Source organism: Roseisolibacter agri (genome assembly GCF_030159095.1).
GTDB lineage: Bacteria > Gemmatimonadota > Gemmatimonadetes > Gemmatimonadales > Gemmatimonadaceae > Roseisolibacter > Roseisolibacter agri.
On the sequence record NZ_BRXS01000002.1, the window covers coordinates 253,342 to 275,974 of the forward strand.

A 22,633-nucleotide genomic window follows, 5' to 3' on the forward strand; every position below is an offset into this window, starting at 1 on the left:
CGCGGGCGGAGGAGCCCATGGAAGACCCCATGTCGGAGCCACCGTACGCCGCGCGCCTGCGCGCCGTGATCGACGCCGCCGAGCCGCGGCTCCTCGCCCTGGACGCCGCCGCCACCGCGCGCCGGCCCGCGCCCGGCGCCTGGTCGCCGCGTGAGATCGTCGGCCACCTGATCGACTCGGCCAGCCACAACCACCAGCGCTTCGTGCGCGCGCGCTGGCAGGACGACCTCGTGTTCGACGGCTACGCGCAGGACGCGTGGGTCGACGCGCAGCGCTACGTCGACGCCGACTGGCGCGAGCTGGTCGCGCTGTGGGCGCTCTACAACCGCCACGTCGCGCGCGTCATGTCCGCGACGCCCGACGCGGTGCGCACGCGCGAGCACGCGCGCCACGCGCTCGACCGCATCGCGTGGCGCACGGTGCCCGCGGACCGGCCGGCGACGCTCGACTACTTCATGGCCGATTACGTCGGCCACCTCGAGCATCACCTGCGCCAGGTCCTCGGCGACGACTGGGCGCTCAGGACGCCTTGAGCACCACCTTCTCGCAGCCGTCCAGCTTCTCGTTGAAGATCTTGTAGCCGTGCGCCGCCTGATCGAGCGGCAGCCGGTGCGAGATCACGAACGTGGGGTCGATGTCGCCCCGCTGGATGCGCTCCAGCAGCGGCTGCATGTAGCGGTGCACGTGGCACTGCCCGGTCTTGATCGTGAGCGAGCGGTTCATCACGGCGTTCATCGGGAACTTGTCGATCAGCCCCGTATAGACGCCGATCACCGACACGGTCCCGCCGTTGCGGCACGACATGATCGCCTCGCGCAGCGCGATCGGCCGGTCGGTCTGCATGCGCAGCGCCTGCTTCGCGCGGTCGTGCACGTACTGCAGGCCGTGCGTGTGCCCCTCCACGCCCACCGCGTCGATGCAGTGGTCCGGCCCGCGCCCCGCGGTGAGGTCCTTGAGCACGTCCGGGATGTTGTCGACCTCCGTGTAGTTGATCGTGATCGCGCCCGCCTGCTCGCGCGCGCGCTTCAGCCGGTAGTCGAAGCGGTCGATCGCGATCACCTTCTCGGCGCCCAGCATGTACGCGCTCGCGATCGCGAACAGCCCCACCGGGCCGCAGCCCCACACCGCGATCGTGTCGCCGGGCTGGATGCCGCACATCTCCGCGCCCATGTAGCCGGTGGGCAGGATGTCCGACAGGAAGAGCACCTGCTCGTCGGTGAGCTCCTCGGGCACCTTGAGCGGCCCCACGTCCGCGAACGGCACGCGCGCGTACTCCGCCTGCCCGCCCGCGAAGCCGCCCGTGAGGTGCGAGTAGCCGAAGATCCCCGACGGCGAGTGGCCGAGCATCTTCTCGGCGACGTACGCGTTGGGGTTGGAGTTCTCGCACAGCGAGGTCGCGCCCGCCTCGCACGCGCCGCAGTTGCCGCACGCGATCGGGAACGGCACCACGACGCGGTCGCCGATCTTGAGGTTGCTGACGCGATTGCCCACCTCCACGACCTCGCCCATGAACTCGTGGCCGAGGATGTCGCCGGGCTCCATCATCGGCAGGAAGCCGTTGTAGAGGTGGAGGTCCGACCCGCAGATCGCGGTGCTCGTGATCTTCACGATGCAGTCCCGCTGGTTCAGGATCTTCGGGTCCGGCACCTCGCGCACCTGCATGCGGTTCGGCCCCATCCAGCACGTCGCCTTCATCACGTCACCTCAGAGCTGCACGGGTTTGTCGTCGGGCTGCGCCGGATGCGGGCCCCGCTGCTTGGTCGCGTCGGAGAGCACGATCTCCCCGGTCTCCATCACCTGCTTGAAGTGCCGCAGGTCGTCCTGCACCTGCTGGCCGGGCTCCTCGCGGAAGAGCATCGCGACCTTGGAGCCGAGCTTGCCGAGCGGCGGATCGTACTCCAGCGTCACGCGCACCTCGGTGCCGCGGCCGCCCGGCGCGGGCGCGAACTCGACGACGCCCCGGTTCTGGACGTCGGCGCCCGGCAGCGAGCGCCACGCGATGCACTGGTTCGGCACGTCGTCGGTCGTCTCGGCGTCCCACTCCACGGTGCGGCCCGCGGGCGCGAGCGCCTTCCAGTGCGAGCGGCCATCGCCGGTGACCTGCACCGACTCGAGGTGCCGCATGAAGCGCGGCAGGTTCTCGAAGTCGTGCCAGAACGCGTAGACCTCCTCCACCGGACGGCGCACGGTGATGCTGCGCTTGGTCCGCACGACCCCCTGCTCCATGCGCGCGGCGGTCGCGGTGCGCGGCTGCTTCGAGAGCTGGCGCGCGGTCATGACGTCGAGCGCCGTCACGGCGAGCACGTTCGCGATCGCGAAGGTGGTGCGCCCGCGGTCGTTCTCCGGGTTCGCCATCGTGCGGCCGAGCAGCGCGAGGTCGAGCATGTCGCCCGCGACGCGCGACCAGACCGCCTTCTCCGGGTGCTGGTTGCTGAGGATGGCGAGCCCGTGCCCGATCTCGCGCAGCCCCATCGCGCGCATCGTGGCGATGTTCGTGTCGTCGGGCTCCTTCACGCCGATCACGCGCGTCATGACCTTCGGCGCCAGCGCCTCCGCGAGGCCGAGCCCGATGCTGAAGTAGCCGAGGAAGTCGGCGGAGCTCTCGCCGCCGGTGCCGCGGTCGTCGTTCGCGATGCGCTGGTACGGCATCGTCCGCGCGGCGTCCGGCCGCGCCTCGGCGCCCAGCGCCGTGCCGAGCCGTCCTCCCATTGGTCCGTTCGTGCTCCCTGCGTCGCGCTCCAGCGCGGTGTCCATGACGCGCTCCCGTGTGCTCGTTGGTGGTCGCCTGAGATGTGGGGACGCGGCGTGCGCGCAGGCAGCGTGCCTCGGACGACCGCGACGCGCGGGTGGACGCGCGGGTGGACGCGCGGGTGGGCGCGCGGGTGGACGCCCGCCCTGGCGCACTGCCGTCGGGGGCGTCATGCTGACGACCGCGTCCACGCGTGCACGCCACCCTCCCGTCCGCTGCCCTGTGCCCACGCTCGCCCACGCGCCCACGCGCGCCGCCATGCTCGCGCGCCTCGCGCGCCTCACGCCCGACGCCACGCCCGCGTGGGGCCGCATGACCGCGCCGCAGGTGCTCGCGCACCTCACCGACGCGTTCCGCATGGCGTTCGGCGAGCTGCCGTGCGCGCCGCGGCACGTCGCGGCACGTCGCGGCCGCGCGGCGGTTCCCGGTGAAGCACCTCCTGCTGTACGTGCTGCCGATGCCGAAGGGCGTGCCCACCGCGCCCGAGCTGCTCGGGCGCACGGCCGAGGACTGGGACGCCGAGCAGGCGCGCTGCGCGGCGCTGATCGGGCGCTTCGACGCGCCGCCGACGTCGTGGCCCGAGCATCCGTTCTTCGGGCCGCTCACCGCGGCGCAGTGGGGGCGGCTGGGCTACAAGCACCTGGACCACCACCTGCGGCAGTTCGGCGTCTGACGCGTCACGCCGGCGACCTCGGGCGCAGTGTGGCCCGCGTCACGCTGATCACGGGGGGCTGGCGTCGCCCTCGCTTTGGGGAGGGGCATGACCGACGCCCCGAGCGATCCACCCAGCCATTCGCAGCTCTCCGATCCCCCGGAGATCGCGGCGCTCGTCGCGGAGCTCGTGCGACGCCTGCGCCCGGTGACCGACGGGATGCCGGAGAGCGAGTTCCTGGACCTCGTGCGCGCCATCGCGCGCCGCCGCCATCGGTGGGAGCAGCAGGCGCGCGTGCGCGGGCCCTGACGCGCGACGACCCGCGTGCGACACGTCATCGTGTCGTGCGCGCAGCGCGATCGACTCGGGCGCGCTCACCAACTCCGTCGCCGTCACGGGAGCGATGACGATCACTCGGTGGCTCTGCGTCGCGCTCGGCGCGGTTCTCGTGGTGGGCGGACTGACGCACACCGAGTGGAAGCCTGGCCACGGGTGGGGCCGCGAACCGGGGCGTCCAGCGACCATCTGGAGCCGGCTCTGGTTCGTCGGTGGTGGGCTGTTCTGGATGTGGCTCGCGGTGACCGGTCGGGTGTGAAGCTCGGCGCGTCGGCCGACGCAGTGTTGCAGCTGAGGCGTCTCGCGAGTCGTCACGTCTGATGACCGACCGTCTGCGTCACCCCACCCTTCTCGTGGCCCTGCTGGCGCTGGGTCCGGCGCTGGCCTCCGCCGGCGCGCAGGCAGCGCCGAGCGCCGCGCCGCCGCTGGCACCGCTTCCACCCGGCTGCTCGGTCGCGGAGCTCCGCGGCAGCCGCACCGCGGCCGAGTGGCACGCCCGGGCCGCGAACGTCGAGGGACTCTGCGCCGGTCTCCCGTCGCTGCGCGACGGCGCGCTGGCGCCGGCCGATCTCGAGGCGCGGATCTGGCGCTTCGCGATGGGCTGCGAGGCCGTCGTGCTGCGTCGCACCGCCGGGCAGTGGTCGGCGTTCCGGGTGCGCGATGAGCGCACGCCGACGGGCCGCGGCCACGTCGTGCGCGCGCTGCCCGCCGACTCCGTCGCGTCGACGTGGGCCGCGCTGCAGCGCGCGGGCGTGGAAACGCTCGTCGACGACGCCGGCCGCGTCCCGCCGGACGCCGCCATGTTCGACGGTCTGAGCGTGGTCGTGGAGGTGCGCCGCGGGACGCGCTACCGGGTGGCGGCGTTCCCGTTCGTGGACGGCCATCCGGGCCGGGTGACGGAGCCCGCGCTCGCGCTGTGGGACATCGCGGCGCGGCTCATTCCTGCGACCACGCGGTGACCGCGCGTCGCGATCGCCGATCACCGATCCACACGCCTCGCGCATGGGCCTGGACATCGTCGAGACCTTCATCGCCGTCGAGCAGGCGCTCGACATCGAGGTGCCGAACGCGGAGGCCGCGCGCATGGCGACCGTCGGCTCGCTGTTCGACTACGTGCGCGCGCACGTGCCGCTGAGCGACGCCGACGCCACGCCCTACGCCGGGCCGCTCTGGGAGCGCTACCTCGACGTCCTCCAGCGCGAGATCGGCGTGCGGCGCGACGCGCTCCGGCCCGAGGCCAGCTGGACCCACGACCTCCGGATGGACTAGCGGCTCACGCCGCGCGCTCGGCGCGCCGCCACGCCTCCTCGTCCACGCCCTTCACCAGCAGCCAGGCGATGAGCGGGATGATCGCGAGCGGCGCCGTCGCCAGCAGCAGCACCGACGCGTACCTCGGCGCGAGGATCAGTAGGAACGTGCGCAGCGCGAACGCGACGCCGGTGATCACCATCGCGACGCCGAACGCGCGCGGCACGAGGCGCGAGCGGTAGAGCAGCCCGCCGAAGAGGACGTTCGCGACGCCGTAGAACGTGCTGAAGAGCGCGCCCCCGAAGCCGCCGATGCGCAGCAGCAGGTACGCGAGCGCCTCCGCCTGGCCCGGTGGCAGCGCCGCGAGCGACGGCGCGGTGCGCAGCGTCGTCAGCGCGCCGAAGTGGAACACCTGGGCCGCCGCGAAGCCGCACGTCGAGATGATCCGGAGCACCACCATCAGCATGGCGAGGTTCCGGTGCACCGGGCGCACGAGCACCCAGAACGCCATCGTGAGCGTCGCGTCGCACAGCGACTCCACGAGGAAGCCCGCGAAGCCCCAGCGGAACAGCGACTCCTGGCCGAGGATGCGCTGCGCGGTGGCGGCGGCGTCTCCGGCGACGAGCATCACGGTGGGCACGTAGCCCTCGCCGAAGCCGCCCGCGACGACGCTGATCAGGCCGAGGATGCCGGCGAGCCGCGCGTACGACTGGACGGACCGCGGCTCGTGGTCGCTGCGTGCGGAGATGGCGGCGCCGTGCGTCATGCGGGCCCCGGGGTCGCGAGAGGGCGTGACCTGCTCGTATCCTGTACGGGTCGCTCCGGCGCGGGTTTCGTGCGGCGGACCTTCACGCTTCGACGGCTGACATCGTGGACGATTCCGGGACGGGACCCGTGGACCTCGCGACGTTCCTCACCGCGCACGGCTTCGCGGCCGTGCCGCTGCAGGTGAACGCGGTCGGCCACTTCGAGTGCGAGGCGCACGTGAACGGCCAGCCGGCGCGGCTGCTGCTCGACACGGGCGCGTCGCACACGGTGCTGGCGACGCCGAGCGCGGAGCGACTCGGCCTGCGCACGACGCCGTCGGCGGAGCGGGCGCACGGCGTCGGGGCATCACACCACGCGACGGAGACGGCGGTGCTGGACGAGCTGCGCCTCGGCGCCGTGCGGCTGCGCGACGTGGCGGTGTGGACCTTCGACCTCTCGCACGTCAATCACGCGCTCGCGGCCCGCGGCGGCGCGCCCGTGGATGGCGCCCTGGGTGGCGACGTGCTGCGGCCGGCCGAGGCGGTGATCGACTACGCGCGGGCGACGCTGTACCTGCGGCCGGCGCGCGCATGAGCGTCTCCTACGGCGGGGAGTTCACCGCGAAGCTGCGTCGGTATCCCGGCAAGGGTGGGTGGACGTTCGCGCCCGTGCCCGAGGAGTACGCGCCGCGCGTGACGCACGGCTGGGGGCGGACGCCGGTGCACGCCACCGTCGACGGCGTGACGTGGGAGACGAGCGTCTGGCGCGGCAAGAACGGCGAGACGCTGCTCGCGATCCCGAAGCACGTGCGCCGCGGCAAGGGCGACGGCGACGCGGTCCGCGTGGCGATCCGGTTCACCGCGCTCTGACCATGGCATCGCCACTCGATCCGATTCGTCGCGAGGTCGCCGCCTTCCTCGCGGGCGGCGCCTACGCACCGCTGCGCGCGGTGGTCGTGGACGCGGCCGCGAGCGTCGACGAGGACGCGCGCCTGACCGAGGCGGAGCGCGACTGGTTCGACGAGCTGTACGACGCGGTCTACATGGGCGGCGAGGACCCGGTGAGCCCCTCGGACGCGCGGGCCGGCATCCTCGGCGCGGCGGCGCTGCGCGTGCACCTGCGCGAGCTGGGGCTGGACCGCTTTCGCGCGCCGCCCGCCTGACCCGGTGTTGCGCCCGACGCGGTCGCCCGCGCATCCTCGTGGCATCCCGTCGCGCCCGGACGACCGACTCGAAGTGGGAGGTCATCGCATGCATCCATCGGAGCAGCTGCGTTCGCGTGTCGCTGTCGTCGTCACCCTGACCGCCGTCGTGGCGGCCGGCTGCTCGCGCCCACCGCAGCGCGCGACGCCGGCCGCGGGCGAGGCGCGCGCCACGCGCTTCGACTCCGCCACCGTGGCGCGCCTGTGCGCGACGCCCGACAGCGCGACGCTCGTCGTGGGTGGATGCCAGCTGCGCGACCAGGCGCCGCCGCCCGAGCTGCGTCGCCGGCCGCGCCCCTGACGCGATCCTACACGAGTGACCACGGAAACTCATGAGGCGACGCTCGCGCGCGACGGCTACGCGATCGTGCCCGACGCGCTCGAGGCAGCGTCCGTCGACGCGCTGCTGACGGCGGTCGCTCCGCTCGCCGACCTCGCCGCGGGCACGCGCGGCGGCGTGCGCCACCTGCTGCGCGACGTGCCGGCCGTGCGCGCGCTCGCGCGCCATCCGGCGATGCGCGACGTGGCCGAGTCGGCGCTCGGGCCGGGCGCGTTCGCGGTGCGCGGACTGCTGTTCGACAAGACGCCGGGCGCGAACTGGAAGGTCATCTGGCACCAGGACCTCACCATCGCCGTGCGCGAGCGGCGTGAGGTCGCAGGCTTCGGGCCGTGGACGGAGAAGGACGGCGTGCCGCACGTGCAGCCGCCGGCCGCGCTGCTCGCGCGCATGGTCGCCGTGCGGCTGCATCTCGACGACTGCACCGCGACCAACGGCCCGGTGCGCGTCATTCCCGGCTCGCATCGCGACGGGCGCCTGTCGGCCGCGGACGTGGAGCGCTGGCGCGCCGCGGTGCCCGAGGTGACGTGCACGGTGCCGCGCGGCGGCATCCTCGCGTTCCACTCGCTGCTGCTGCACGCGTCGTCGCCGGCGCAGGACGCGTCGCACCGCCGCGTGGTGCACGTCGAGTACGCGGCGGCGGAATGGAGCGAGCTGCCGGGCGGGCTCGCGTGGCACGAGCGGCACTGCGCGGCACTGCGCGGCACTGAGCGGCACTGAGCGGCAGCAAGCTCGCCCCGGCCCTTGTTCGTGACCGCGCTCCTCTCGCGCGCTTAGCGGATACGTAGCATGCGTGAGTTCGCCCGCACCTATCGGTTCGACTTGGGTGCCGGAACGGAGTTGCGGAAGAGCCATCAGCCAAGGATCGCCAATCCTCGCACCGCATTCCGGAGCTTTTCCCTCGGAATACCTGCCTGGTAGGGTGCTCGCCGCGACGTGCCTTCTGCCGGCTTACGCGCCGGTCTGGAAACAGACGTCTTGCGGCTCGCTCGCGTTGCTCCCAATATCGCTACGGCGGCCGACGCTGGTCCCACCTCTACTTTCCCTCCGTAGACCCTACCATGAGCCTGCGTCGCGTCATTCCGCTTCTCACAACACTTGCTTGCCTCGGCTGTGCCACCGCACCGATGTCGTTCACGTCGCCTACACCGAGACTCGCAGAAGATGCCTATTCGTGCTCACTTCGAAAAGTGAACGAGCTTGGCTATACGCTCACCAATACCAGCAAGGAAGCAGGATTCATCACTGCTACTAAGCAGACGTCCGGTATGGGGACCAAGCTGCTGACGGGGAGCGAGTACCACGATCAGCTGACGATCTCGATCTTCGGTGACTCTGCAAGCGGAAGGAAGATCCGCGCAACGGCTGGACGTACCGACCGGAAGTCGAACCTGTTTGGTACCTCGTCGCAAGCAATGAAGCCCAGTGAAGCCGGAAAGGCGGATGCTAACGCGCTCCTGCAATCGTGTGCTGACGGCTCCATGCCTACTCAGGGTCTCAACTGAACTGTTTGTACTGCCAGGGAACCGAGTCAACGATTCACTCGCAGAGCCAGCTGAAACCAGCATCAGTCTTTCGGCCCCCTTAGGTGCCCTCGCTGGCACTTAGGGGGGCCGTAGACTGCGCGGCAAGCAGGGGATAGGTCGATTGGAATTCGCATCCAACTCTCATGCGTACGTACCTCGACACGTACTGCCTCTCTGCGCTTGAGCAGGCGCTCAAGAAACAACCGCAGGAAGCAGTCCGATTCCTAGATACGTGGCGTGACGCTGGTTGTGTCTTGACGCTTACTCAAGCACACCTGCTTGAGATCGGACAACTTGCAAACGAACAGCTGATCGCCGAGCGCCTCAGCGCCGTTGCACTTCTCGGACCGGCTCTTCTCTCTACCACGGACCCTCGGCCACGGGAAGCGCTCGTGCAGCTTCTGGTCGCCAATGAGGTAGAACATCCGGAACTGACCAACTTCGACGCCTGCTTTCCGTCGTACGAGTACCTGCGCAGCTGGCTCTTTGTGCCGGCATCGCACGACCAAATCCAGACCTTAGTTCTTCGGCTCCGCGATAAGGCTCTTGCTGCGAGACAACTCAGGGTGCGCGCAGCAGCGCAGAACACACGCACGCGAATAGAGCGGCAGCAGATCAAGAAGAGCGATCCTGCTTTCGAACTTCGTTTCCGTAAATGGTACGAAAGTGGACTGGTCCGCGAGTATGCGTTCGTACATCGGACGGAGAAACGACCGGATGTTCACGACTATGAAATGATTGGTCGTGAGTTCTTCTACCCGCTCGGTTTCCCGCCATTCTTTGATCGCATCGCGGTTTGGGCGGAGACGCTGCCAAGCGACCGCATGAGTGCCATCGTTCATGCATTGGACCCCTATCACGCACCAGCGATGAGTTACACTCTCATGGCGAATCGCGTGCACGAACGGAGCACTCGTCGCGCAAAGCCCAGCGATCTGCCAGACTGGGGGCATCTCGCGTATGCACCCTATGTCGATCTCGCGTTCGCCGACAAAGCGACCGTTAACGCGGTGGAAAGCGAGATCCGCGATAGACCCCAGCTAGTGTCGCCTTGGGGCAATCGCCGCATCACCAGGGCTGCGAGCATCGGAGCGATGCGCGAAGCCATCGTGGCCGCGAGGGAAAGTCTTTCTCGAGAATGACCGGTACTGACTTAGGCATAGAAGCAATTGCTCCGCCCACAAGGCGTGATGCCTGCTCTCGCGCGATGCCGACACCAGTCAAGCGTTGAGCCATGTCTGGCAACGCCTCGTAGCGCAGCGCTACGGTACCTCGTGCTGCCCGGCAGGTCGCCGATTCTCTTGGTGAGCCCACTACCCAAGCATGGCTGCCACTAGCGCGGCGCCATCTCACGATACCGGAAGCAGCAGGTGAGGTGGTCGTTCACCACGCCCACGGCCTGCAGGTACGCGTAGCAGATCGTCGAGCCCACGAAGCTGAACCCACGCTTCTTGAGCTCCCTGCTCACCGCGTCCGAGAGCGGCGTGCGCGCCGGGATCTCGGCGTGCTCGCGCCACGCGTTGACCACCGGCACGCCGTCGACGAAGCGCCAGAGAAACGCGTCGAACGACCCGAACTCCCGCTGCACCGCGAGGAACGCGCGCGCGCCCGTCACCGCGCCCGCCACCTTCTGCCGGTGGCGCACGATCCCCGGATCCTGCAGCAGCCGCGCGACGTCCGCGTCGGTGAAGCGCGCGACGATTTCCGGATCGAACTCCGCGAACAGCCGGCGGTAGTGCTCGCGCTTCGCGAGCACGGTGCTCCAGCTTAGCCCCGCCTGCGCCGCCTCGAGGATCAGGAACTCGAACAGCACGCGGTCGTCGTGCACCGGCACGCCCCACTCCGCGTCGTGGTACGCGACGTCCAGCGGGAGGCGCGGCCACGTGCAGCGCACGCGCGCGTCGGAGAGGTCGCTCATGCGGGCTTGTACTCCGTCACCATCCCCATCGCGCGGAAGCCGAGCCGCGCATAGACGCCCGCGCCGTCGGCCGAGGCCTCCAGCACGCCGCGCCGCGCACCGGCCACGTGCGCGTCGCGCAGCGCGTGCGCCGTCACCGCGCCGCCGATCCCGCGCCGCCGGAACGCCGTGCGCGTCGCGACGTTGAACACGCCCGCGCTCCCACCCGCGAGCGTCACCTCCGCCGTCGCCACGGGCACGCCGTCCAGGTAGGCGACGTGGAAGCGCTGCGGGCTGCCGTCGGCCAGCAGCGCGCTGGCCGCGCGCTCGTAGAAGCGCACGACATGCGCGTCCGGCGGCGACCAGTTCTCCGCGTTCACCGTCGCGAAGTCGGCGAGCGTCCGCGCGTCGCGCGCGCGCACGATCGTCAGGCCGCCTGGCACCGCAACCTCCGCCAGCGCCGCGAGGTCGTCGCACGCCATCACCACCTCCGACTCGGCCGCCGCCAGCCCCTCCGCCTCCAGCAGCGCGCCCAGCGCCTGCGGCCGGTCCTCGGGCCGCACCCACCACGAGAACGGCCGGCCCGCGTCGCGGAAGTGCGCGACGGCGGCGCGCACGCGCGTCACCGCGTCCGTCCCGTCCAGCCGCGCGCGGCAGACGTGGTTGAACGTGTCGCACGCGAGCCCCGAGTCCACGAGCACCAGCGCGTCGTCGGCCAGCACGCGCATCCCGGGCGTGCGCGCGGGCGCCCACGCGGAATGCGTCACGTACGGATCGTCGGCGTCGGGAGGGCGCGTGCGGGTGCGTGTCATCGCGCCAATGATGCCCGCACGTGCGCGCCGCGACAAGCGCGAAGGGGGCGAGTCGTGTCTCGCTCAGCGCGGCTCGCGGAACGCGCGCAGGCACTCCTCCACCGCGCGCGCGAGCAGCGTGTCCACGATGCCGAGCGCGCGCGCGACGTCGGGGGCGGCGGGCGTGAGCCGGCGCACGGTGTCGTGCACCGTCTCGCGCAGCACCTCGTAGTCGCGGCGCACCTCGGCCTCGCTCCAGCCCAGGCGCGCACGCTGCGCGCCGTGGCGCGCGGCGATCAGCTGCTGGATGGTCGAGCCGTCGCGCAGCATCTGCGCGGCGTCCGGGCCGTCCTCGCCGATGACCGTCAGCGACTGCGCCAGGTCGGCCAGGAAGGTCGCCGTGTGGTCCAGCAGCTGCGCGTCGCCCAGCCCGTGCGCGCTCGGCGTCGCCGGCTCGGTGCGCAGCGCGGCCGCGTACCGCGTGAGCATGCGCTCCGTCTCGCCCAGCAGCGCGTCCGCGACCGCGTGCAGCCCGGCCGCGTCGCGCGCGGCGCCCGGGACGCGCACGGGCGCCGCCGTCGCGGCGTCGGCCGCGCCGCGCGCCGCGTCGCGGGCGCGCGCCACCGCCTCCTCGTCCGCCGCGGGGAGCCAGAGCATGAACGAGGAGCCGAGGCCGGGCTGGCTGCGCACCGTGATGTCGCCGCCCATCAGGCGGGCGAGGTGGCGGCTGATGGTGAGCCCGAGCCCCGATCCGCCCACGCGCCGGGTGCGGCCCTGGTCCGCCTGCACGAACGCCTCCCAGATGCGCTCGAGCTGCTCCGGCGGGATGCCGACGCCCGTGTCCTCGACGCGCACGAACGACCACGCGCGCGTCGCGCCCGGCGCGCCCGGCGCGCCCGGCGCGCCCGCATGCGCCACCGCGGCCTCGGGCGCCGCGGCGTCGGCCTCGCCGCACGTCACCGTCACGCGGCCGCCCGCCTCGGTGAACCGCACCGCGTTCGACAGCAGGTTCGCGAGCACCTGCCGCACGCGCGCCGCGTCGCCGCAGTAGGCGGTCGTCGTCTGCTCGGTGCAGCCGTTCACGAGCGCGATGCGCCGCGCGCGCGCCTGCGGCTCCACGAGCTGCAGCGCCGCCGACACGGCATCGCGCACCAGCGCGGGCTCGCGCGCCGCGTGCATCTGCCCGGCCTCGATCTTCGCCAGGTCCAGCACGTCGTTCACGAGCGCCAGCAGGTGGCGGCTCGTCGCCTGGATGCGCGCGACGTACGCGCGCTGCGACTCCGTGAGCGTGCCGCCCAGCCCCATGTCGAGCAGCTCCGCGTAGCCGATGATCGCGTTCAGCGGCGTGCGGATCTCGTGGCTGGTGGTGGCGAGGAACTGCGACTTCGCGGTGCTCGCCGTCTCGGCGGCCGCGATCGCGCGCTCCAGCGTGGCCTCGCGCTCGCGCTCCGCGGTGAGGTCCTGCATGATCATCGAGAAGCCCACCAGCCGCCCGCCCTCGCGCAGCGCGGTCAGCACCACGCGCGCGACGAACGCGGTGGCGTCGCGCCGCCGGCGCGCGCCCTCGCCGGTGTACTCGCCGTGCAGCGCGGCGTGGCGCAGGTGGTCCTCCGCGCCGCCGTCCTCGGCGCCGCCGGCGGGATAGAGCCGGTGCACCGGCTGGCCGGTCATCGCCTCCGCGCGCCAGCCCGTCATGCGCTCCGCGCCCGGGCCCCAGTGCGTGACGACGCCGTGGGGATCCATGAGGAAGATCGCGTAGTCGCGCACGCGGTCCACGAGCAGGCGGAACTGCGCCTCGGCGGCCATCGCCTTGTCGTGCGCCGCCGCCAGCGCGCGCGCCTGCCGCGCGCGCTCCTCCTCCAGCCGCTTGCGCGCGGTGACGTCGCGGTAGAACACCGCGAGCCCGCCCTCCTCGGCCGGATACGCCCGGATCTCGTGCCAGACGTCCGCCGCGGGGTAGTGGTGCTCGAACGTCACCGGCACGCCCTCGGCGATCGCGCGCCGGTACTGCCGCTCGACCTCGGTCCCGGCGGTCTCGGGCCAGACGGTCCAGTGGTCGCGCCCCACCAGCGCGGCGGGCGAGGTGCCGTTGAGGCGCGCGGCCTCGCGGTTCGCGTAGGTCACGCGCCAGTCGCGGTCGAGCGAGAGGAAGGCGTCGGACATCCCCTCGACGACGGCCATCACGCTGCGGTCGCGCGCGCGGCGCTCCTCGGCGGCGGCGCGGCGCTCGGCCGCGCCCTCGCCGGAAGCCGACTCGGATCCCGCGGCCCCCTGTTCGAGCGATGACATGCCGGCCGGCCCACCAAGAACCGCGCCGCCGCTGCACGCCCGATCCACGAACTTCCGTGGTGCCGTTCACCCTGCCGGCGGACGGCTCGGCACGCCGGCGGCGCGGCTCGTCGCGGGCGCGTGGCGGCGGACCCGGCCACGGCCCATCATCGCCCCATGCGACCGCCCTCCGAGAGCCCGCGCAGGCTCGCCGCACCGCTGGCGCTCGCCGCCCTGCTGGCGCTCGCGTCGGCGGGCGCGGCGCTCGTCGCGACCGCGCAGCAGGTCGCGCAGCAGGTCGCGCAGCAGGCCGCGCGACAGCCGGACGGGCCGCCGGTCTGGCACCAGACGCTCGACCAGCCCACGAGCAGCGCGATCCTCGCCACGCTCCCGGACGGCGAGGCGAAGCGCCGCTTCGTGCTCGACTGCACGGGCTGCCACCAGCTCAACGTGCGCACCGCGTACCCCACCGGCACCGCGCGCACGGCCGACGACTGGGAGGCGACGGTCACGCGCATGCTGCGCTACGGCAGCGCACGCGGCAGCTTCCCGGTGATCCACGACGGCCGCGAGGCGAAGGCGACCGCGGCCTGGCTCGCGACGCACCTGCCGGCGGCGCCGCCGAAGGCCGTGCGGGAGGCGGACGCGCCGTGGCGCGCGCTGGTCGCGCCGCGCGAGCGGTGGACGCTCACCGAGTACGCCCTCTCGCCCGCCTGGGAGCTGCCGCACGACGTCGCGGTGGACGGCGCGGGGCGCGTGGTCATCACGGGGATGATGACGCACCGCATGTACGTGCTCGATCCGCGCACGGGCGCGCTGGACACGGTCGCGGTGCCGGTGCCGCGCGCCAACCCGCGCGCCGTCGAGGTGGACGCCGCCGGCCGCTGGTGGATCGCCCTCGGCGCGCCGCACCGCGTCGCCGTGCACGATCCCGCGAAGGGCGCGGGCGCCGACGCGTGGCGCACCTTCGCGACGGGGATGTACCCGCACAGCGTCGCGCTGGGTGCCGACGGCACGGGGTGGTTCAACGGGCACTTCACGCGCGCGCCGGAGCTGATCGGGCGCGTGACCCTGGAAGGGGCGGGGCGCGTGGACTCGGTCGCCGTCACGCCGCACCCGACGCTCGCCGACGTGCCGGGCGGGCCGATCCCGTACGAGATCCGCGTGGCCCCGGACGGCGTCGTGTGGACGTCGGAGCTGTCGGGGAACCGCCTGGTGGCGCACGACCCGCGCACGCGGCGCACGTGGGCGGTGCCGATGCCCGGGCCGCACGACGGCCCGCGCCGCTTCGACGTGGACGCGCAGGGCGTGCTCTGGATCCCGGCGTACGCCGCGAACGCGCTGGTGCGCTACGACCCGAGGACGGAGCGCTTCACGCGCGTCGCGCTGCCGATCCCGGACGCGGTCCCGTACGTCGCCCGCGTGGACCGTGCGAGCGGCGACGTCTGGCTCGGCACCTCGGCCGCCGACGCGGTGCTGCGCTACACGCCGCGCACGGGGCGCTTCGCGGTGTACCCGCTCCCCACGCGCGGCGCGCTGGTGCGGCACCTGGCGGTCGATCCGCGGACGCGCGACCTCTGGATCGCGTACGGCGCCGCGCCGGGCCCGGCGGCGAGGGTGGCGCGGCTGTCGGTGAAGTGACGTGAGCGCGCGACGGCGGGTTATGCGGGCAGGACCCGTCCGCCCTCGAGCACCGCATGCGACGCCCACCTCTCCTCGCCCTCCTGCCCGCCGTCGCCGCGCTCGGCTGCGGGAACGGCCGCGACCTCCTCGCGATCACCGATCCGTGCGCGGTGCCGCCGGAGGTGTCGGCCGTGCCGATCGCCGTCGGTGGCGACTGGTGGACCGAGGGCGCGATGCCGCCGACGCTGCACGTCGAGCAGGACGGGAGCGCGCTGCGCGCGGAGCTCGCGTTCTCGGGCGTGATCCGGCAGGGCGGCACGGGCCGCGTGCGCGGCAGCTGCGTGGAGCTGTCGTTCCCGGGCCGCGCGGGCACGTCGGAGCCGGCGATGCCCGTGCACGGGCAGCTGCAGCTGACGACCGGCAAGCTGCGCATCGCGCTCCCCAATGGTACGGCGTTCACGCTCGTGCGCCGTCCGGCGGGGCAGTAGTTGCAGCGATCGTCGCAGCGCTGCGGAACTGCAAAGAGCAGCAAGGATGCAAATCTGACAAGATCTGACAAGTGCGGATGGCTCCGCGTGGCGCGACGTACCTCGCACCCGGACGGAGCCATCCGTCGTTCTCAGACTTTCTCCGATCTTCATCCTCGCAAATGCCGTTCGGGGCCGGCGCGCCAGGGCCCGAAAAGCGTTGGACGGGATTCACAGGATCTACAGGATTCACGGCTCCGCGTGGTGCGACGCGCCGTACCGCCATGCGGAGCGTGATCCTGTCAATCCTGTGAATCCTGTCTGAAGCAGTTCGCCGTTCCGATCCCCGCGCTCGCCTCTCGATGTCCGCCCCACTCTCCCTCCGCGCCCTCAACCGAGCCACGCTCGCGCGCCAGCATCTGCTCGCGCGCACGACCGCCGACGCGGTGACCGTGGTGCACGACGTCGCCGGGCTGCAGGCGCAGCTCGCGCGGCCGCCGTTCGTGGGGCTCTGGACGCGCATCGCGGGCTTCACGCGCGAGGGGCTCACCGCGCCCGTGCACGGGCGGCGGCTCGTGCGCGCGACGGCGATGCGCGGCACGCTGCACGTCATGACCGCCGCCGACTACCTCGCGCTGCGCGCCCCGCTCGCGACGATGCTCGCCGCCGGCGCGGCGGGCGTGCTCGGCGCGCGGAGCGATGGCTTCGACGCCGATCGGCTCCTCGCCGAGGCGCGCGAGATCCTGCACGCGCGCGGCCCGCTCCCGTTCGACGCGCTGCGCGACGCGCTCGCCGCGCGGTGGCCCGACGCCGACGTGCGCGCGATGGGCTACACGGTCCGCATGCACCTCCCGCTCGTGCAGGTCCCCACCGACGGCGCGCCGTGGGCGTGGGACGGCAAGGCGCCGTTCACGCCCGCCGACACGTGGCTCGGTGCCTCGTGCGCGACGGACGCCGGGCCCGCGGCGCTCGTGCGGCGCTACCTCGCGGCGTTCGGGCCCGCCACGCCCGCCGACGCGCAGGCGTGGTCGGGCCTCAAGGGGCTGCGCGCGACGTTCGACGCGATGCGCGACGCGCTGGTGACGCTGCGCGACGACCGCGGGCGCGAGCTGTTCGACCTCCCCGACGCGCCGCGTCCCGGCGAGGACGCCGACGCGCCCGTGCGGCTCCTCCCCGAGTTCGACAACCTCGTGCTCGCGCACCACGACCGCACGCGCATCGTCGCCGACGCGCAGCGCCCGCGCATCGTCTCGAAGAACCTGCAGGTCGCGGCGACGTTCCTCGTGGATGGCATGGTCGCGGGGACGTGGACGGTCGCGACGGCGCGCGGCACCGCGACGCTGACGCTCCACCCCTTCGCGGCGCTGGCCCCGCGGGCGCGCCGCGCGCTGGAGGCCGAGGGGGAGGCGCTCGTGCGGTTCGTCGAGCCGGAGGCCCGCGCGCACGCCGTGGTCGTGGCGACAGGAGACTGACGCCGTCACGGCGTGCCCCTTGCGCGGGGGCGTGACCGGACGGTTCTTCAGGCGCGTCGTGGCCGCACGCCCGCGATCCCCGCCCGGTCCTCACGCTCGCCCACCATGCTCCGCGCCCTCCGCGACGAACACGGCGCCACCCTGACGGAGTACGCGCTCCTCGTCGCCTGCATCGCCGTCGTGGTCATCGGCGCCGTGCAGCTGCTGGGGACCGGCTCGTCGAACGGGCTGACGTCCGCCGGCACGACCATCTCGAGCGGCCGCCACGTCCCCGGCAGCGGCAACGGCGGCGGGAACGGCAACGGGGGCGGGAACAGCGGCTGCGGCACCCAGTGCTGACGGCGTGACGCTCGCGAGCGCCCGCCGCCGTCAGCGGCCGCCGCGCCCCGCGTACTGCTTCGTCCAGGCGTAGACCGCGCCGCACTCCGTGAAGCCCGGATTCAGCTCGTACGGGATGGCCGCGGGGCGCGTGTAGACCTCGAGCGCGGCCAGCTCCTGGGGCGGCGGCAGCTGATCGAGGTTGCCCGGCGTGCCCCCGGACCGCGCCGAGACGCTGCCCAGCGAGCCGCCGTTGCCCGACCCCCGCTCGACGCGCGAGCCGTCGATGTAGACGTCCGGCTGGCACGACGAGAGCCCCTGCCGGAACGCGACGGAGCGGCTGCCGCGGTTGTAGCCCACGCTCACGCGCGGGACCGTGCGGAGCGCCGCGCCGACGTCGGGCAGCGCGTCCAGCTGCTCGCGCGTGAGGACGGTCCCGAAGCCGCGCAGCCGCCGCGTCTCGAGCCCCTGGTGGAAGCGCGCGACCGCGGCCGCCGTCACGCTCACCGTCGCCAGCAGCCGCGCGCGGCGCAGCGTCACCGTCACCTCCGCCGGCCGCGCGGCGGTGAGGTCCACCGGCCGCCGCTCGGGGGAGAAGCCGATGGCCATCACGTCCACCATCTGCGTCCCCTCGGGCAGGCCGGCGAGCGCGAAGCGGCCCGCCGCGTCGGTGCGCGCGGTGGGTGCCGCGTCGTCCTCCGCGTCGCCGCCGCCGAACGCGATGCGCGCGCCCACCACCGGCGCGCCGGCCGAGTCGCGCACGACGCCCTGCAGCACCGCGGGGCCCGTGAGGCCCGTGGCCGCGCCGACCATCAGGTCCTGCCGCAGCAGCCGCGTCGCGGGGAGCAGCACGTCGAGCAGCCCGCTGCGTCCCCGGTCGGTGGCGGCGACGAGGGTGAGCCCCTGGTCGACGACGACGCCGCACATCGCGTACATCCCGCGCCCGTCGGACGTCGCGACGCGCCGCTCGCTGCTCCCGAACCGCGGATCGCGCGGATCGACCAGCCGCGTCCACTCGGCGCTCACCTGCGCGCCCTCGAACAGCGTGCCGCGCGTGTCGGAGACGCTCCCGAAGACGATGCCCGCGTCAGGGGGCACCGCGCCGCCGCACAGCCGCCCCGCGAACGTCGCGAACGAGGGTCCCGCGAGCGTCAGCGTGCGCGTCTCGCCGGCGGCCAGCGTCGCCTCCGCGCGCAGGTCGGTCAGCCCCAGCGAGTCGAGCGCGGGGTGCGCGTACGTGAGCGTGACGCGCCCCGCGGGCACGTTGCCCAGCGTCCAGCGGCCCAGCGAGTCGGTGACCGCGCTGCGGTCGCTCCCCGCGAGCCACACGAGCGCGCCCGGCAGCGGCCGCGCGCCGACGCTGTCGTGGACGATGCCGTCGAGCCGCGCGTGCTGCGCGTGCGCGAGCGTCGGCGTGGCGAGGAGGGAGAGCACGACGACCGCGCGTCCCGCGAGGCGGAGGAGCATGGCGCCGAAATGGCGGCGCAGATGCGGGACTGTCAAGCCGAGCGTCGGTGCGCCAGACCCGAACGGCCCTTGCAAGGATGAAGATCGGACAAGATCTGATGACGACGGATGCTCCGCGTCGGGCGACGATCGTCGCCGCCACACGGAGCATCGGCGGTCATCCGATCTTCTCGGACTTTCATCCTTGCTGCCTTTGCAGTTCGGGGCCGGCGCTCACTTCGGCGTTCCGATGTACTGCGCCGGGATCGGGTTGTCCGGGCGCTCGCCCTCCCAGAACACCGTCACCACCCACCAGCGCGTCCCGTCGTTCCACAGCTGGATGCTGTTGATCCCGCGCGCGAACGGCTGCGGATCCGCGGCGGTGCGGCGGCTGTCGTAGGCGCTGAAGGCGTGCACGATGTTGCCGTACGTCTCCGTGCGCCGCCCGATCTCGCGCTCGAAGAACCCGTTCGTCTCGAGGCCCACGCCGGCGTTCGCGATGTACTCCTCGACGGTCCACGTGCGCTGGCGGAAGCTGCCGTCCGCCGTGCGGCCCGTGGGGATGAGCCGCGCGCCCGGCGCGAACAGCGATCGCATGCGGTCCCAGTCGCGCTTCTGCCCCGCGGGACCAGAGATCACGTCGTAGAGCGCCGCGAGGATCGCGTCCACCGACGCGACGTCGGCGGCGCGCGCGGCGGGCGTGGACGTCGCGGCGGCCGATGCGGCGGCGGCAGCGGCGCCCGGGCAGGGCACGCGGCGCATCGGATAGTCGACGGTGCGCGTCTGCCCGCCGCGCGGCCCCTCGATCTGCGCCAGCAGCGAGTCGCGGCCCACGGCGCGGTAGCGGATGACCTGCGGGAAGTCGTGCGCGCGGTTCTCGAACGCGAGCGCGCTCCACGTCGCGGGCGTCGCGGTCGCGGGGCGCGCCATGCGGAACTCGGTCGGCGTCTGCCCCGACGGGTTGGCGGCGTACACCAGCGCGCCGTCGGGCGCGTCGTAGAGGCGCGTCGTCTCCCACTCGCGCAGCGTGTCGCCGCGCGTCGTGCGCGCGGTGCCGAGCATCGTGCCGCCGCGCGGCGCGCTCCACTGCTCCTCGACGAGCGTGGCGCCATCGCGCCGCTCCCAGCATCCCGCGAGCCAGCCGAGGGCCGCGGTGCCGGACGGTGGCGCGCTCGCCTGGGCGGCGGCGGGCGACGGGAGCAGCGCCAGCGCGACGACTACGGGCGCGGCGCGGCGGAGGCGAGGAAGCGTGCGCATGAGCGGGGCGGGTGAGGGGGCGCCGCCACGTTAGCGCGCCGCCACACGCGCGTCGAGCGCCTCGGGCCCACCCATCTGTGAGATGTCGCTCAACTTCGCGCGTCGACGTGCCGAGACTCCCGGGGGCAACTCAGCAACGAGGGACCCATGATTCGAGGAGTATCGAGCGCGCTCGGTGCGCTCACCGCCAGCTCGGCGCGTTTCGAGCGGGCGGCGACCAGCGTGGCCGCCAGCACCACCGCCGATCCGACGGCGATGGCGGCCGGCGGCGTGGCGACGGGCGAGGCGATGGTGAGCATGGCCGCGGCGCAGTTCGCGCTGATGGCGTCCGTGCGCGCCGCGGAAGCGTCGACGGAGATGGTGGCGCAGGTGGTGGCGACGTACCGGTAGGGCGCCGCGTGCTGCGGGCTGCGGATCCTGAATCCGGGACGCGCCGGCGCGCCGGACCAGAACGGCAAACGGCATTGCAAGGATCGAAGATCTGAACAGATCGGATAACGACGGATGGCTCCGTGTGGTGCGAAGATCGTCGCACTCCACCGGAGCCATCCGTCGTTATCAGATGTTCTCAGACTTTCATCCTTGCTGCCGTTAGCGGTTCAAGGATCCGCAGCCCGCAGTCCGCAGCATCACAGGCTCCTGAGGTACCGGTAGATCGCCCGCAGGTCCTCCTCCGGCATCTTCTGGAACGCCTCCCACTCCATCGGCGAGTGCGGATGCGCGCGGCCGGCGCGGATGCGCGCCACGAACTGCGCCTCCGTCCACGTGGCCATCGGCCCCGTACCCGGCGCGAGGCGCGGCGACACGATCGGCCGGCCCTGCGCGTCCCGCTCGCGGAACACCGTGCCGCCGCCGTACGGCGGGCCGACGTACTTCCCGGTGCGCAGGTCGCGCTTCGTGTGGCAGCCGTCGCAGCCCGCGACCACGTTGGCCAGGTACGCGCCGGCCGCCGCGTCCGAGCCGCGCGGCGCGGTGCGCGGCGGCGGTGCTGCCGGTGACCGCGGCGCGAAGCCGAACGCCAGCATCGCGCGCCCGATCACGTTCACGCGGCGCGGCGGCACCGCGTGCCGCACCGGCGGCTGCGCGCGCAGGAACGACAGCAGCGCGACGATGTCGTCGTCCGCCAGCTCCTGGTACTCCATCGCCGGGAAGAGCACGCGGCCGTCGTGGCGCACGCCGCCGCGCAGCACGCGCGCGATCTGCCCGTCGCTCCAGCGGCCGATCCCCGTCGCGCTGTCGGGCGTGAGGTTGGCCGCGTACCAGCGGCCCACCGGCGGCCTGAACTCCGTGCCGCCCACCAGCGGCGGCTGCCCGCCCGCGCGCAGGCGCGCCCGGTCCGACGGCGCGACGTGGCAGCTCGCGCAGTGCGCGGGGCCGTACGCGAGGTAGCGCCCGCGCGCGATCGTCGCGGAGTCCGTGCGCGCGTGCAGCGCGGGGAGCGGCACGTCGAAGGTGCGCTGCCAGCGCAGCTGCACGACCACGAGCAGCGCGGCCAGCACGAGGGCGAGCGCGGCGGCGGCGCGTGCGATGCCGCGGACGAGCGCGCGGCGGGAGGGGAAGCGGGGCATGGGCGGCGTCGGTGATGGAGTCGCCCACAGTCTGCCCCGCCCCGACGGCCCGCGGATGGGACGTTCGTCCCGGTGCCGCCGATCCCTACATCGGCTCCAGCAGCAGCGGCGCGACGGCCGAGCGGTTCGAGACGCGCAGCTTCGCCATCATCTGCTCGGCGTGGTTGCGCACGGTGAAGAAGCTGAGCCCCAGCCGGCTCGCGATCTCCGCGTTCGTGCACCCCTCGGCCACCAGGCGCGCGACCGTGATCTGCCGCCCCGTGAGGCCGAAGCGTGCGCGCAGCTCGTCGTCGGCCAGCGTGCGCATCGCGCCCTGCGGCACCGCGGCCGTCGCGCGCCGCGTGCGGCGCAGCAGCGCGGAGATGCGCGCCAGCAGCTCCAGCGCGCCGAACGGCTTCGTCACGTAGTCGTCGGCGCCGAGCCGGAAGCCCTCGACCTTGTCGGACTCCAGCGACCGCGCGCTGAGGATCAGCACCGGACACTCCTCGCCGCGGCCGCGCAGCTCGCGCAGCACGTGGTAGCCGTCGCGGTCGGGGAGGCCGAGGTCGAGCACCACGAGGTCGGGCGGCTCGTGCGTCGCGCGTGCGAGCGCCTCCTGCGCGCGCGTCGCCAGCAGCACGTGGTGTCCCTCCAGCGCCAGCGTCCGCTCCAGCGCCTCGGCCAGCGGCGTCGAGTCCTCGACGATGAGGATGCGGTGCATGCGGTGACCCTCCGTGTGTGCGCTCCGTGA

The 22,633-nt window shown here is 73.2% G+C and carries 28 protein-coding genes; 18 read left to right on the forward strand and 10 right to left on the reverse strand.

Features of this window, described 5'->3' with window-relative positions:
* The first annotated feature begins 17 nt into the window (after positions 1-17).
* Complete coding sequence (locus rosag_RS06000) at positions 18-533, forward strand: DinB family protein (RefSeq protein ID WP_284349148.1); 516 nt, start codon at positions 18-20, stop codon at positions 531-533.
* Here the strand turns inward: rosag_RS06000 and rosag_RS06005 are convergent.
* Together rosag_RS06005 and rosag_RS06010 are read right to left on the reverse strand one after the other, a co-directional pair.
* Positions 520-1,695: a zinc-dependent alcohol dehydrogenase gene (locus tag rosag_RS06005; RefSeq protein WP_284349149.1), complete on the reverse strand. Its 1,176-nt coding sequence runs from the start codon at positions 1,693-1,695 to the stop codon at positions 520-522. The two genes, rosag_RS06000 and rosag_RS06005, sit on opposite strands and share 14 nt — an antisense overlap.
* Positions 1,696-1,704: 9 nt before the next feature.
* A complete protein-coding gene (locus tag rosag_RS06010; protein WP_284349150.1) occupies positions 1,705-2,754 on the reverse strand; it encodes an SRPBCC family protein in 1,050 nt (349 codons plus the stop codon).
* A 422-nt stretch (positions 2,755-3,176) separates the two neighbouring features.
* Here rosag_RS06010 and rosag_RS06015 point away from each other — a divergent pair, with 422 nt between their 5' ends.
* From rosag_RS06015 to rosag_RS06035, 5 genes are all read left to right on the forward strand, one after another.
* On the forward strand, positions 3,177-3,422 hold the full coding sequence (locus rosag_RS06015) for a DUF1569 domain-containing protein (protein ID WP_284349151.1): 246 nt from the start codon (positions 3,177-3,179) through the stop codon (positions 3,420-3,422).
* A gap of 87 nt (positions 3,423-3,509) precedes the next feature.
* Complete coding sequence (locus rosag_RS06020) at positions 3,510-3,710, forward strand: hypothetical protein (protein WP_284349152.1); 201 nt, start codon at positions 3,510-3,512, stop codon at positions 3,708-3,710.
* A gap of 94 nt (positions 3,711-3,804) precedes the next feature.
* Entirely contained in the window at positions 3,805-3,996 is a 192-nt protein-coding gene (locus tag rosag_RS06025; RefSeq protein ID WP_284349153.1) for a hypothetical protein, read from the forward strand.
* Positions 3,997-4,057: 61 nt separating this feature from the next.
* Positions 4,058-4,696, forward strand: coding sequence for a hypothetical protein (locus rosag_RS06030; protein ID WP_284349154.1), 639 nt, complete (start codon positions 4,058-4,060; stop codon positions 4,694-4,696).
* A gap of 43 nt (positions 4,697-4,739) precedes the next feature.
* Entirely contained in the window at positions 4,740-5,006 is a 267-nt protein-coding gene (locus tag rosag_RS06035; protein ID WP_284349155.1) for an acyl carrier protein, read from the forward strand.
* Between the two features lie 4 nt (positions 5,007-5,010).
* Here the strand turns inward: rosag_RS06035 and rosag_RS06040 are convergent, their stop codons facing one another.
* The gene (locus tag rosag_RS06040) at positions 5,011-5,751 is read right to left on the reverse strand and encodes a DUF4386 domain-containing protein (RefSeq protein WP_284349156.1); all 741 of its coding nucleotides are present in this window, start codon (positions 5,749-5,751) and stop codon (positions 5,011-5,013) included.
* Between the two features lie 104 nt (positions 5,752-5,855).
* On the opposite strand from rosag_RS06040, the gene rosag_RS06045 reads away from it, so the two are divergent.
* The 7 genes from rosag_RS06045 to rosag_RS06075 all read left to right on the forward strand — a co-directional run bounded on the left by rosag_RS06045 (position 5,856) and on the right by rosag_RS06075 (position 9,938).
* Positions 5,856-6,326, forward strand: coding sequence for a retropepsin-like aspartic protease family protein (locus tag rosag_RS06045; protein ID WP_284349157.1), 471 nt, complete (start codon positions 5,856-5,858; stop codon positions 6,324-6,326).
* Positions 6,323-6,601, forward strand: a complete 279-nt coding sequence (locus rosag_RS06050) for a DUF1905 domain-containing protein (RefSeq protein ID WP_284349158.1) — start codon at positions 6,323-6,325, stop codon at positions 6,599-6,601. The genes rosag_RS06045 and rosag_RS06050 overlap by 4 nt, the downstream gene beginning before the upstream one ends.
* Positions 6,602-6,603: 2 nt before the next feature.
* On the forward strand, positions 6,604-6,894 hold the full coding sequence (locus rosag_RS06055) for a hypothetical protein (RefSeq protein ID WP_284349159.1): 291 nt from the start codon (positions 6,604-6,606) through the stop codon (positions 6,892-6,894).
* Between the two features lie 88 nt (positions 6,895-6,982).
* Positions 6,983-7,234: a hypothetical protein gene (locus rosag_RS06060; RefSeq protein WP_284349160.1), complete on the forward strand. Its 252-nt coding sequence runs from the start codon at positions 6,983-6,985 to the stop codon at positions 7,232-7,234.
* A gap of 15 nt (positions 7,235-7,249) precedes the next feature.
* Entirely contained in the window at positions 7,250-7,990 is a 741-nt protein-coding gene (locus rosag_RS06065; RefSeq protein ID WP_284349161.1) for a phytanoyl-CoA dioxygenase family protein, read from the forward strand.
* A 341-nt stretch (positions 7,991-8,331) separates the two neighbouring features.
* Entirely contained in the window at positions 8,332-8,775 is a 444-nt protein-coding gene (locus tag rosag_RS06070) for a hypothetical protein (RefSeq protein WP_284349162.1), read from the forward strand.
* Positions 8,776-8,939: 164 nt separating this feature from the next.
* Positions 8,940-9,938 carry a hypothetical protein gene (locus rosag_RS06075; protein ID WP_284349163.1) on the forward strand — a complete coding sequence of 333 codons (999 nt, stop codon included), beginning with the start codon at positions 8,940-8,942 and terminating at the stop codon, positions 9,936-9,938.
* A 191-nt stretch (positions 9,939-10,129) separates the two neighbouring features.
* On the opposite strand, the gene rosag_RS06080 is transcribed toward rosag_RS06075, so the two are convergent.
* From rosag_RS06080 to rosag_RS06090, 3 genes are all read right to left on the reverse strand, one after another.
* A complete protein-coding gene (locus rosag_RS06080) occupies positions 10,130-10,714 on the reverse strand; it encodes a DNA-3-methyladenine glycosylase I (protein WP_284349164.1) in 585 nt (194 codons plus the stop codon).
* Positions 10,711-11,460, reverse strand: a complete 750-nt coding sequence (locus rosag_RS06085) for a GNAT family N-acetyltransferase (protein WP_284349165.1) — start codon at positions 11,458-11,460, stop codon at positions 10,711-10,713. The genes rosag_RS06080 and rosag_RS06085 overlap by 4 nt, the downstream gene beginning before the upstream one ends.
* 108 nt (positions 11,461-11,568) lie before the next feature.
* Positions 11,569-13,773: a PAS domain-containing sensor histidine kinase gene (locus tag rosag_RS06090; protein ID WP_284349166.1), complete on the reverse strand. Its 2,205-nt coding sequence runs from the start codon at positions 13,771-13,773 to the stop codon at positions 11,569-11,571.
* 156 nt (positions 13,774-13,929) lie between these two features.
* Between rosag_RS06090 and rosag_RS06095 the strand changes: the two genes are divergently transcribed.
* The 4 genes from rosag_RS06095 to rosag_RS06110 all read left to right on the forward strand — a co-directional run bounded on the left by rosag_RS06095 (position 13,930) and on the right by rosag_RS06110 (position 17,653).
* On the forward strand, positions 13,930-15,393 hold the full coding sequence (locus tag rosag_RS06095; protein ID WP_284349167.1) for a Vgb family protein: 1,464 nt from the start codon (positions 13,930-13,932) through the stop codon (positions 15,391-15,393).
* A 56-nt stretch (positions 15,394-15,449) separates the two neighbouring features.
* Positions 15,450-15,863 (forward strand): hypothetical protein, encoded by a 414-nt coding sequence (locus rosag_RS06100; RefSeq protein ID WP_284349168.1) that lies wholly within the window; start codon positions 15,450-15,452, stop codon positions 15,861-15,863.
* 341 nt (positions 15,864-16,204) lie between these two features.
* Positions 16,205-17,314 carry a winged helix DNA-binding domain-containing protein gene (locus tag rosag_RS06105; RefSeq protein ID WP_284349169.1) on the forward strand — a complete coding sequence of 370 codons (1,110 nt, stop codon included), beginning with the start codon at positions 16,205-16,207 and terminating at the stop codon, positions 17,312-17,314.
* 105 nt (positions 17,315-17,419) lie between these two features.
* Positions 17,420-17,653 carry a Flp family type IVb pilin gene (locus tag rosag_RS06110; protein ID WP_284349170.1) on the forward strand — a complete coding sequence of 78 codons (234 nt, stop codon included), beginning with the start codon at positions 17,420-17,422 and terminating at the stop codon, positions 17,651-17,653.
* A gap of 30 nt (positions 17,654-17,683) precedes the next feature.
* On the opposite strand, the gene rosag_RS06115 is transcribed toward rosag_RS06110, so the two are convergent.
* Entirely contained in the window at positions 17,684-19,099 is a 1,416-nt protein-coding gene (locus rosag_RS06115; RefSeq protein ID WP_284349171.1) for a carboxypeptidase regulatory-like domain-containing protein, read from the reverse strand.
* A gap of 213 nt (positions 19,100-19,312) precedes the next feature.
* Positions 19,313-20,335: a DUF6265 family protein gene (locus rosag_RS06120; RefSeq protein WP_284349172.1), complete on the reverse strand. Its 1,023-nt coding sequence runs from the start codon at positions 20,333-20,335 to the stop codon at positions 19,313-19,315.
* A gap of 147 nt (positions 20,336-20,482) precedes the next feature.
* Between rosag_RS06120 and rosag_RS06125 the strand changes: the two genes are divergently transcribed.
* On the forward strand, positions 20,483-20,725 hold the full coding sequence (locus rosag_RS06125; protein WP_284349173.1) for a hypothetical protein: 243 nt from the start codon (positions 20,483-20,485) through the stop codon (positions 20,723-20,725).
* Between the two features lie 239 nt (positions 20,726-20,964).
* Here the strand turns inward: rosag_RS06125 and rosag_RS06130 are convergent, their stop codons facing one another.
* Together rosag_RS06130 and rosag_RS06135 are read right to left on the reverse strand one after the other, a co-directional pair.
* Entirely contained in the window at positions 20,965-21,903 is a 939-nt protein-coding gene (locus rosag_RS06130) for a cytochrome c family protein (protein WP_284349174.1), read from the reverse strand.
* An 85-nt stretch (positions 21,904-21,988) separates the two neighbouring features.
* Positions 21,989-22,603, reverse strand: coding sequence for a response regulator (locus tag rosag_RS06135; protein ID WP_284349175.1), 615 nt, complete (start codon positions 22,601-22,603; stop codon positions 21,989-21,991).
* Between the last annotated feature and the right edge of the window lie 30 nt (positions 22,604-22,633).

Coding starts and splice junctions, on each gene's coding strand:
- rosag_RS06000 (WP_284349148.1), top strand. CDS start 18: ATGGAAGACCCCATGTCGGAGCCACCGTACGCCGCGCGCCTGCGCGCC.
- rosag_RS06005 (WP_284349149.1), bottom strand. CDS start 1,695: ATGAAGGCGACGTGCTGGATGGGGCCGAACCGCATGCAGGTGCGCGAG.
- rosag_RS06010 (WP_284349150.1), bottom strand. CDS start 2,754: ATGGACACCGCGCTGGAGCGCGACGCAGGGAGCACGAACGGACCAATG.
- rosag_RS06020 (WP_284349152.1), top strand. CDS start 3,510: ATGACCGACGCCCCGAGCGATCCACCCAGCCATTCGCAGCTCTCCGAT.
- rosag_RS06025 (WP_284349153.1), top strand. CDS start 3,805: ATGACGATCACTCGGTGGCTCTGCGTCGCGCTCGGCGCGGTTCTCGTG.
- rosag_RS06030 (WP_284349154.1), top strand. CDS start 4,058: ATGACCGACCGTCTGCGTCACCCCACCCTTCTCGTGGCCCTGCTGGCG.
- rosag_RS06035 (WP_284349155.1), top strand. CDS start 4,740: ATGGGCCTGGACATCGTCGAGACCTTCATCGCCGTCGAGCAGGCGCTC.
- rosag_RS06040 (WP_284349156.1), bottom strand. CDS start 5,751: ATGACGCACGGCGCCGCCATCTCCGCACGCAGCGACCACGAGCCGCGG.
- rosag_RS06050 (WP_284349158.1), top strand. CDS start 6,323: ATGAGCGTCTCCTACGGCGGGGAGTTCACCGCGAAGCTGCGTCGGTAT.
- rosag_RS06055 (WP_284349159.1), top strand. CDS start 6,604: ATGGCATCGCCACTCGATCCGATTCGTCGCGAGGTCGCCGCCTTCCTC.
- rosag_RS06060 (WP_284349160.1), top strand. CDS start 6,983: ATGCATCCATCGGAGCAGCTGCGTTCGCGTGTCGCTGTCGTCGTCACC.
- rosag_RS06070 (WP_284349162.1), top strand. CDS start 8,332: ATGAGCCTGCGTCGCGTCATTCCGCTTCTCACAACACTTGCTTGCCTC.
- rosag_RS06075 (WP_284349163.1), top strand. CDS start 8,940: ATGCGTACGTACCTCGACACGTACTGCCTCTCTGCGCTTGAGCAGGCG.
- rosag_RS06080 (WP_284349164.1), bottom strand. CDS start 10,714: ATGAGCGACCTCTCCGACGCGCGCGTGCGCTGCACGTGGCCGCGCCTC.
- rosag_RS06090 (WP_284349166.1), bottom strand. CDS start 13,773: ATGTCATCGCTCGAACAGGGGGCCGCGGGATCCGAGTCGGCTTCCGGC.
- rosag_RS06095 (WP_284349167.1), top strand. CDS start 13,930: ATGCGACCGCCCTCCGAGAGCCCGCGCAGGCTCGCCGCACCGCTGGCG.
- rosag_RS06100 (WP_284349168.1), top strand. CDS start 15,450: ATGCGACGCCCACCTCTCCTCGCCCTCCTGCCCGCCGTCGCCGCGCTC.
- rosag_RS06105 (WP_284349169.1), top strand. CDS start 16,205: ATGTCCGCCCCACTCTCCCTCCGCGCCCTCAACCGAGCCACGCTCGCG.
- rosag_RS06110 (WP_284349170.1), top strand. CDS start 17,420: ATGCTCCGCGCCCTCCGCGACGAACACGGCGCCACCCTGACGGAGTAC.
- rosag_RS06115 (WP_284349171.1), bottom strand. CDS start 19,099: ATGCTCCTCCGCCTCGCGGGACGCGCGGTCGTCGTGCTCTCCCTCCTC.
- rosag_RS06120 (WP_284349172.1), bottom strand. CDS start 20,335: ATGCGCACGCTTCCTCGCCTCCGCCGCGCCGCGCCCGTAGTCGTCGCG.
- rosag_RS06125 (WP_284349173.1), top strand. CDS start 20,483: ATGATTCGAGGAGTATCGAGCGCGCTCGGTGCGCTCACCGCCAGCTCG.
- rosag_RS06130 (WP_284349174.1), bottom strand. CDS start 21,903: ATGCCCCGCTTCCCCTCCCGCCGCGCGCTCGTCCGCGGCATCGCACGC.
- rosag_RS06135 (WP_284349175.1), bottom strand. CDS start 22,603: ATGCACCGCATCCTCATCGTCGAGGACTCGACGCCGCTGGCCGAGGCG.